Origin of the sequence: Schlesneria sp. (assembly GCF_036405755.1) — a bacterium.
Taxonomy (GTDB): domain Bacteria; phylum Planctomycetota; class Planctomycetia; order Planctomycetales; family Planctomycetaceae; genus Schlesneria; species Schlesneria sphaerica.
In genome coordinates this window covers 1-8,983 of the sequence record NZ_DASWWZ010000189.1, presented here as the reverse complement: position 1 = coordinate 8,983, position 8,983 = coordinate 1, and the positions used below count along the sequence as shown (strand labels likewise).

Annotated in this window: 6 protein-coding genes; 1 reads left to right on the top strand and 5 read right to left on the bottom strand. The window is 57.6% G+C overall.

The window, feature by feature from the left end; genetic code table 11:
* The first annotated feature begins 32 nt into the window (after positions 1-32).
* Positions 33-185, top strand: coding sequence for a hypothetical protein (locus VGE80_RS06325; protein ID WP_440592064.1), 153 nt, complete (start codon positions 33-35; stop codon positions 183-185).
* 239 nt (positions 186-424) lie between these two features.
* Here the strand turns inward: VGE80_RS06325 and gyrA are convergent, their stop codons facing one another.
* The 5 genes from gyrA to VGE80_RS06300 all read right to left on the bottom strand — a co-directional run.
* On the bottom strand, positions 425-3,304 hold the full coding sequence (gyrA, locus tag VGE80_RS06320) for a DNA gyrase subunit A (RefSeq protein ID WP_440592063.1): 2,880 nt from the start codon (positions 3,302-3,304) through the stop codon (positions 425-427).
* Positions 3,305-3,679: 375 nt separating this feature from the next.
* Positions 3,680-4,156, bottom strand: coding sequence for a VOC family protein (locus tag VGE80_RS06315; RefSeq protein ID WP_373651107.1), 477 nt, complete (start codon positions 4,154-4,156; stop codon positions 3,680-3,682).
* Between the two features lie 312 nt (positions 4,157-4,468).
* Positions 4,469-5,995: a DegQ family serine endoprotease gene (locus VGE80_RS06310; RefSeq protein ID WP_373651108.1), complete on the bottom strand. Its 1,527-nt coding sequence runs from the start codon at positions 5,993-5,995 to the stop codon at positions 4,469-4,471.
* 417 nt (positions 5,996-6,412) lie between these two features.
* Positions 6,413-7,792, bottom strand: a complete 1,380-nt coding sequence (locus VGE80_RS06305; protein WP_373651109.1) for a sigma-54-dependent transcriptional regulator — start codon at positions 7,790-7,792, stop codon at positions 6,413-6,415.
* Positions 7,777-8,983 (bottom strand): sensor histidine kinase (locus tag VGE80_RS06300; RefSeq protein WP_440592062.1); only part of this gene is annotated, 1,207 nt, incomplete at its 5' end. The genes VGE80_RS06300 and VGE80_RS06305, both read right to left, overlap by 16 nt.

The window sequence follows — 8,983 nt, the reverse complement described above, 5'->3', positions numbered from 1 at the left end:
GCTGCTGAGCCATTTGTTTCAGGTGCGACGCAATGTTGACGATCGGCATTGACCAACCCCTGAAGCAGACACTGTTTTGTGAGGACCTGACTGCACAGACCGAGGATCCCGTGATTCTGTCAGCACGCATGGAACAAGATGAGCAGCCTGTCGTGAATTTACAGGGGCTGCAAGCGAAGCATTGAAGGACGCAGCACTGTCATGAATCGCCTGTTCGGTCGCCGGAAACGGCTGTTCTTCGAGACCTGTCGCTTTGCGTGAGGCCAGCAGAACGACCGATCTGCTATCAGACGACAAGCCACACTGCCATGAATGGGCGGTGTGGCTCGTCGCCTGCTGGAATCCACCGAGGTGACGGACCGAATCACAATGGAAAACCACTGAGAGGCGGGCCGCCGGGGCGGTCCGATTGCTTCTGATCCGTTTATTCCTGATCAGGGGAATCCGGCTGGGCCGCGTCGTTCGGGAGTGAAGGCGGAGCGACTTCGGGTGGTTTCGTTGCGGCAGCTTCAGCCTCATTCGCGACGGCGGCGGCAGCAGCACTCAGATCCGCAGGGATGCGAGCCATGCTGACCAGTTTATCACTCTCTTCCAGCCGGATAATTCTGACGCCCTGCGTATTGCGGCCAATCTCGTTGATATCTCCCGCACGAATACGCTGGATCTTGCCCGTTGCGGTCACCATCAGAACTTCGTCCTGCTCTGCCACCGCGAGAATCTTCACCGCATTGCCGTTACGTTCCGTGGTCTTGATGTCCTTCACACCCATCCCGCCACGCTTTTGTCGGCGATACTGGTTTGAGGAGCCGACTGCTTCGTCACCGGATTCCACTTCTTCAGAATCGGTCTCGGTATCTTCTGAGACGGTTTCGTCTTCAGGGACTTCGTCCTCGGCAAGCGCCGCTTCATCGTCGAGAGGAGCATCAGAGGCAACGTCGCTGGTCGTGGACAACGTGTCGTCTAAGGCCAGGCCGCCGATACCGATGGCAGTTCGCTTGCCGTAACCATTTTCGCAGACCGTCAGAAGACTCATCGTCGGATCGGCGAGAACCATACCGATGACCAGGTCGTCCTTTTTCAGACGGATGCCACGTACGCCACTGGTATTGCGTCCCATGCTGCGAGCATCGGTTTCGGTGAAGCGGATCGCCATTCCCCTCTTCGTCGCGAGGAGCACATCTTCGTTCGGGGAGACGATCATCGCTTCGATCAACTGATCATTGTCACGCAGATTGATCGCAATGATCCCCCCCTTCATGGGGCGCTTGTAGGCGGACAACGGTGTCTTTTTCACAACCCCGTTGCGGGTGGCCATGATCAGGAATCGCTCGTCATCAAATTCGCGTACGGCAACACAGCTGCTGATGCGATCCCCTTCCGGCAGGGCGAGCAGGTTGACCAGTGCACGTCCCTTGCTGGTGCGGTTCTGCAGCGGCAGGTTGTAGACCTTTTCCCACAGAACCTTCCCCTTGTCGGTGAAGAAGAGCAGCCAGGCATGGGTGCTTGCCACGAACAGGTGCTCAATCGCGTCTTCCTCATCAGCTTTCGCGCCGATGATTCCTTTGCCACCGCGATTCTGAGCCTGATAGGTGTTGAGCTGCATGCGCTTGATGTAGCCACGTTGCGAAAGCGTCACCACCATCGGCTCTTCGGCAATCAGGTCTTCCTGGTTGATGCCGCTGAGTTCCAGGTCGTTGATTTCGGTTCGCCGTTTGGTGGCATACTTGGCCTTGAGCGCCAACATGTCGTCCCGGACGACGGCCCGAATGTTGGCTTCGTCCGACAACAGATACAGATGGCCTTTGATATCGGCCAGCAGTTTGGTGTGTTCTTCGTTCAGCTTTTCGCGTTCGAGATTGGCGAGCGAACCGAGCTGCATCGAGACGATGGCTTCCGCCTGATTGGCAGACAGAGAATAGCTCTCTTTTTCGCCGACTTCGCTCTGGTACATCTCGAAGCCACTGTCACCCAGCGCCCGCTTGACCAGTGGCGCGGGAACCTGGATCAATTGCAGACGGTCTTTTGCTTCGGCACGACTTGGCGAGTTGCGGATCGTCGAGATCACTTCGTCGAGGTTGATCTGGGCAATCAGCATCCCTTCGACGGTATGCTTTCGCTTGCGTGCTTCGCCCAGCAGGAATTCTGTACGGCGACGCAGCACCGTGACGCGGTGTCGGATGAACTCGGCCAGCATCTCTTTCAGCGAGAGCAGCTTTGGCCGGTTGCCAACCAGGGCCAGCAGGATGATGCTGACCGTCGACTGCAGTGGCGAGTACTGGAAAAGCTGGTTGAGGACGACCTCTTTGTCTTCCCCCCGTTTGACCGCGATATGCAGACGGGTTTGCCAGGCGGGCAACGTCCGGTCGGTCAGGTCGGTGACGCGGGCGATCCCCTTGATCCGATCGTCCTTGATCAGTTGCTCGATCTTCTCACGAATCCGGTCGCGTGTCTCGAGATACGGGATCTCGGTCACTTCGATAACATCGGTGTTCTTTTCCGTGATGAACCTGGTGCGGGCACGCAGCACGATCGTGGAACGGCCGGTGAGGTAGGCCTGACGAATGCCCAGGCGACCGCAGATCACACCGCCAGTGGGGAAGTCGGGACCGGGCATGCATTCGATGATCTCGTCGAGAGTGCATTCGGGGTCATCGATCAGGCGAACAACAGCGTCGCAAACTTCTCCCAGGTTGTGGGGCGGAATGCTGGTTGCCATCCCGACCGCAATCCCGTTCGATCCATTGACGATCAGGTTGGGAAAGCGGGACGGAAGGACGACCGGTTCCCGGTTTCGCTGGTCGTACGTGAGCACATAGTCGACCGTATCACGCTTCAGGTCGTCCAGCATTTCGGACGCAACGGCCGAGAGTCGAGCTTCGGTATACCGCATTGCCGCAGGTGGCATCCCTGCGAGAGAACCGAAGTTCCCCTGCTTGTCGATCAGTACGTCACGAACGTTCCAGCTTTGCGCCATTCGGACGAGGGTTGGATAGATCGATCCATCACCGTGGGGATGGTAGTTACCGCTGGTGTCACCGCAGATTTTTGCACATTTGACTCGACCCGAGTTCGGACCGAGATTCAAATCGTTCATCGCGACAAGAATACGCCGCTGCGAAGGCTTCAGACCGTCGCGAACATCGGGCAAGGCGCGGCTGATGATGACCGACATGGCATACGTGACGTAGCTCGTCCGCATCTCATCCTGAATCGCGATATCCTGTACGCGATCATTCGTGCCATGGGAGGTCAGAGGATCAAGGGGCAGATCTGAGCCGTCAGGAGTTCCGTCGCCAGTAGCCAATCGTGAATTCCTCAAATCGAACGAGGTTTATCTGACCGTGACTCGATTCGATCGAGCGGAACGCCCCAGAAAACTCGTTCCGGAAAGGTCGTAGGCACCGCAGTTGCGCAATGCCATCTCATGCACTTTGTAAGAGGAAAATGATACTCTTTTTGAGCGATGATCTCAACTCAGCCGATCTGTTCTCAACTGCAATTTACGCAATAAAAAATGAGGTTTTTCAGCGACGGGGGCAGCCTTGGAAAGGTGCTTTCGGGAAGCCAGAACTAGTCCCTCAAAACGGATGGCGTCGACCGGTGAAGGGATAGCGAAGTGACCTTCCAGAAATGCGGCCGTGGCATTCATGAGGGCCCCTGCCACGTCATGAGCCAGCCTCTACCAGCCCGCGGGAGTTCCCCAGACTCCGGGAGTGATCAATTCGACGGAATTCCCTGCGGGGTCTCGCAGGTAGAGCGAGATTCCTCCCTTCGGCCAATGGTGCTCTTTCTCGATCTCAATCTCGTGCGCCTGGAGTTTCGCCCGCCACGCATCCAGAGTCTCGTGCCGCACTCCAAACGCGACGTGTCCCGGCCCGGTCGCTCCGTGCGGGGGAAAGACATGCCCCTGCAATGTCGTCTGGGGATTGAAAACCAGAAGGACGCTTGATGGCCCTGCAGCGAAGAAGACGTGGCGTCCTAGTTCCTTCGCCATCACCGGAAGGTTCATTACGTCGGTATAGAAGCGTTCCAGCTCGTCGAGGCAATCGCCGTAGATCGCGGTTTCGACAATTGTTTCGATGGACAGTTTGCACGGAGGACTGTCCGTCCCGCTGTTTTCGACGGAGTGGCTGGATTGCTCGCTCGATGGACTCATCACATCAACCCATTCTTCAATTCAGGCGTGACGGCTCGGTTTTATCACAGCAGGGATCCGTGCACCGGACGGGTAACCACGTTCCACTGCGGTGCGGATCCGTCAGTCCCATTCTACAGGTCGGAACAAACGAAGAAGCACAGGCCAACGAAAAAAGGCGGAAGAACCACTTGTGTCCTTCCGCCTTTCACGCTCCCTGTGCAGGGAAACCTGGGGCTTGCAGGCCCCCAGACGTCACTCGTGCAGGTGACGCTTAACTTCCAGGGAAGCGTTCGGCCACCGTAGCCTGCATTTCGTCATCCGTCACAGCGATCAGTTTTCCGTCTTCAAGACGACGAACCGCGAGTTCTTTCCGTCCGAAACCAGCAGCAACATCGATTTGGCATCTTTTTCATTGCTCAAGATTTCGTTGAACTCTTCGGCCGACTGAACCTTCTTGCGGTTGATCTGCTGAATCAGCATGCCTGGTTCCAGGCCCGCGTCACTCGCTGCAGAACCGGGCGTCACTTCGGTGATCACAACGCCCGAGTCTTCGGAGTAGCCAAACTTCTTCGCCAGGTCAGACGTCAGTGGCTGAACCGAGAAGCCCCAGGGGTTAGCCGACTTCTGCGTTTCCTTCACCGCTGCGGTCGTTGCGGACTCAGGAAGCTTGTCCAGCGTGACGGGCACCGTAATTCGCTGGCCATCCCGGAGCACCGTCAGATTGACCTGAGATCCTGGTGCCCGCATTGCGATGGAGTTTCGGAATGAAGCTGCCTCCTGAACCACTTTTCCGTCGAGTTCGACGATCACGTCCGCTTGTTTCAGGCCAGCCTTTTCACCCGGAGCACCCTTCTGGACATCTCCAATCAACACACCGTGTGGGTCATCCAGCCCGAACTGTTCGGCAAGATCCTGATTCAAGGCCTGAATCCGGACCCCCATGTAGCCACGAACAACGGTCCCGTGATCCCGAATCTGTTCGTAGACCTGCTTGGCCATGTCAATGGGGATGGCGAATCCCAGTCCCACCGAACCCCCGGACCGGCTGAAGATCGCGGTGTTGATGCCAATCGCTTCGCCTCGCAGATTGACCAGCGGTCCACCCGAGTTACCGGGGTTGATCGCTGCATCCGTCTGGATGAAGTTTTCGTAGTTGTTGATCCCCACGCTGTTTCGACCCACGGCACTGACAATCCCTGCGGTCAGGGTGTGCGTCAGTCCGAAAGGAGCTCCTGAAGCGAGGACCCACTCACCCACTTCGGTCGTGGACGAATCCCCCAGTGGAAGTGTTGGCAGGTTCTTGCCATCGACTTTGATGACCGCGACGTCGCTTTGAGGATCACTACCAATGACCTTGGCGAGCATTTCCCGGCCGTCATGGAATCGGACAGTCACCTTGCTGGCGTCACCCACCACGTGGTGGTTCGTCAGGATGAAGCCTTCGGGAGACACAACGAATCCTGAACCCTGGCCGACAACCGGATTCTTCGGACCTGGCAACTGTCGCTGCCGCAGTCCTTCGGGAATCCGGTCGCCGAAGAACCGCTTCATCAACTCATCGTTGAGGGGGTTGGATGAGTCATCTGGAGCGGAACCCAGGACGTCGGGGCCAGATTTCTTTTCGACCTTGAGTGAGACCACTGCCGGAGTAAGGCGCTTGGCGATTGCTGAAAAAGCCTGCCCGGACTGTTCCAGGTTCTGGATCGCTTTCTCGGAACTGGAGGCGGAAACGGCCCCCTTCTCGGGGTTGGCTGCGACATGAGGAGGTGTCGCCAATGCCATATATCCAAGGCCTCCGAACAAAAGTGTGCCGGCGATCGTCAGGCGACTCGCGAGATTCGCGTTTTTGATTGTCAAACATCGTTCTTCCATAATTGCACCTCCCGTTGAATTGTTGAGACAAGCCTCCCAACAGTTCGTTTCACACGACGAACTTGATGGCGAATGGGGTATTCGCAAGTGGAATGCCAGAAGATTTTTTTTCAACTTCTTCGAACGTCAGCAAAAATGATTGGCTTGTAAGTCATTTCTGCACAAGGAGTTCAAGAGATGCCGAAAAAGAGGATGCCGCGATCGACTGGGCGAAAGGGCGTCGCGGGCCCGTGTTGCCACGGGGCATTGTGCCCCAGCGGGGAATTCTGCCCCGGGGGCGCGCCTGGAACATGGGAGCGTTTGCTGACTGAACTCGGGTGACGACAGGAATGCGGCTCGCTGTCGTGTGTTGACTGTCAGGAGAACCGTGCGGGTTACCGACAAGATCGGCCAGAGGGATTGTCAGACCGTGGCGTCTTCCGGAGAGTCGTCCCCCATCTGCTTGAGCTTTCGGTAAAGCGTCTTTCGGTCGAACCCCAGGACCTGGGCAGCCGTGGTCCGGTTCCCTCGCGTCGCTTTCAGGACGTGACGAATGTAGCGTCGTTCGACCTCTTCCATCGTCAGCAGTTCACTTGGATTATCTCCCCCCAGCTCCAGTTGAGAACCCTGATAGTTACGGATCTTGTCAGGCAGGTCATCGACGGCAATCCGATCGAACCGCGCCAGGGCAACCGCTCGCTCGATCGCGTTTCTCAGTTCTCGAACATTGCCCGGCCAGGAGTAGTCCATCAATTTCTTTGCGGTGGCGTCAGAGAGCCCCACCACCTGCTTGCCGTTCGCGCTGGCGAACTGCTGAAGGTAGTGCTGCGAGAGTAACAGGATGTCGGTGCCGCGAGCCCGCAGCGGCGGGAGTTTGATCTGGATGACGTTCACCCGAAAGTACAGATCTTCCCGGAAACGCTTCTCTTCGACGGCCGTTTCCAGGTCACGGTTGGTGGCCGCGATCAGGCGAACATCGAAAGGGATCTCCTTTTCGCTGCCAATGGGTCTGACGGTTCGCTCTTCCAGAGCCCGTAACAGCTTCGGCTGAAGAGTGAGGGGAAATTCTCCCAGTTCATCCAGGAACAGTGTTCCGCCATCGGCCTGAACGAACAGGCCACGCTGGTCTGAGACGGCATCGGTGAAAGCACCTCGCTTGTGACCGAACAGTTCGCTTTCCAGCAGAGATTCGGGCAAGGCTGCACAGTTGATCGCCACGAACGGTTTGGACTGGCGTCGGCTTTGCTCATGCAGGGCCCGCGCCACCAGCTCTTTTCCCGTGCCGCTTTCACCGGTGATGAGTACCGACGCATCCGTGCCGGAGACGCGCCTCAGGTCCTCAAACAATCGCTGCATCGCGGTGCTTTCCCCCAGCAGTTTCGAGAATCGGCCGGATTGCTGCACGCGATCGCTCAGCACGCGTACCTGCTCTGACAGTGAGCGATGCTGGATGGCGCGATCAATCCGCAGAGCAAGAATGTCCAGTTCTACGGGCTTACTGACAAAGTCATAAGCCCCTACGCGCATGGCTGCGACGGCGGTTTCCAGACTTCCGAAAGCGGTCATGACGATCACGGGGATGTCAGGACGGTTGGCCACGATCCGTTCGCACAACGAGAGTCCGTTCATTCCCGGCATCTGCAGGTCGGTCAGGACCACATCGAACGGTCCGGCTTCGATCTCGCGCAGTGCGTTGCTGGCGGACGTGGTCCACTTGGCAGAAAATCCGCGTGAACTCAGATCCGCTTCGATCAATTCACACATGCTCTGGTCGTCATCGACGATCATCACTCGGCCGGGCATTTCACATGATCCTTCGGCAGATAGACTCGGAATTGACTTCCTCGACCGACTTCGGATTGAACGTCAATCCATCCCCCATGCTCGCGCACGATTCCATAAGCAATCGAGAGTCCCAGGCCGGTCCCCTCGCCCACATCTTTGGTGGTGACAAACGGTTCAAAGACACGGCCACGGATCTCCGGGGGAATGCCATGTCCATTGTCGTCAACACAAATGCAAAAGTAATCAGCAGGTACCGCGTCACTTGCAGGGGGCGACCGGCGATCTTCGGTCACAGAAATGGCGACTCGCCCCCCGGGATCGGACGCCTGAATGGCGTTGACGACCAGATTCGTCAACACCTGCTGAATTTGGCCTGGATCGACACACGCGATCATCGGCTCGGGCGAAGTTCGGACCACCAGATCGACTTCATGCTTGTGGCTGAGCTGGTTGAGGATCTGGGACGTCTCGCGCATGATCATTTGCAGGTCAACGTTTGTCCGGTGTGACTTTCCGCTGCGAGAAAAATCGAGCAGATGTCGAATGATCGTTGCCATTCGTTCCGCTTGGGCTTTAATGATCTGAGCACTTTCGACGATTGCGTCCGGAGCGAGGCGTCCCGACGTGATGAGACTCGCGCGGCCCGTCACGACGTTCAGGGGAGTACCGAGTTCATGAGCCACACCTGAGGCAAGCTGGCCAACTGTCCGCAGACGATCTGCGTGTCTCAGTTGTTCGATGGTGGCGATGCGGGCATCCGCTTCCTGCCGAATGCGCTGCTCGGATTCCAGCAGACTTTCGCACATCTGATTCAGCGTGTCAGCCAGTTCGGAAAGTTCGTCGCGACTTCGCAGCTCGATCGGCTCGGTCAGATCCCCTGCTCCGACCCGGCGCGCCTTATCGATTAAGCGCTTCAGTGGCCAACCAACCAGCCAGATCCCCAGCAGCAGCGTGACTCCGATGCTGCCCGCGACAACGATCGCCGTCAGGGCGATCTTTCTGTAGAGAGAAGTGCGGACGAAGTGGTCTGTCATGCTCAGCGGTTCGGTCAACTCCAGGGCTCCGGGCCGCTGGTCGACATTCACCGAGACGTAGGTCACGAGATACTCGTTTCCATCCGCCGTTCGGTACTGCAGCGTGACCGGCTCACGCAAGGAAACCTTGCCGAGGCGCTCGGTCGATGCGTGCGGGCGAAATCGTTCTCCGCTG

Coding starts and splice junctions, on each gene's coding strand:
- VGE80_RS06325 (WP_440592064.1), top strand. CDS start 33: ATGTTGACGATCGGCATTGACCAACCCCTGAAGCAGACACTGTTTTGT.
- VGE80_RS06315 (WP_373651107.1), bottom strand. CDS start 4,156: ATGAGTCCATCGAGCGAGCAATCCAGCCACTCCGTCGAAAACAGCGGG.
- VGE80_RS06305 (WP_373651109.1), bottom strand. CDS start 7,792: ATGCCCGGCCGAGTGATGATCGTCGATGACGACCAGAGCATGTGTGAA.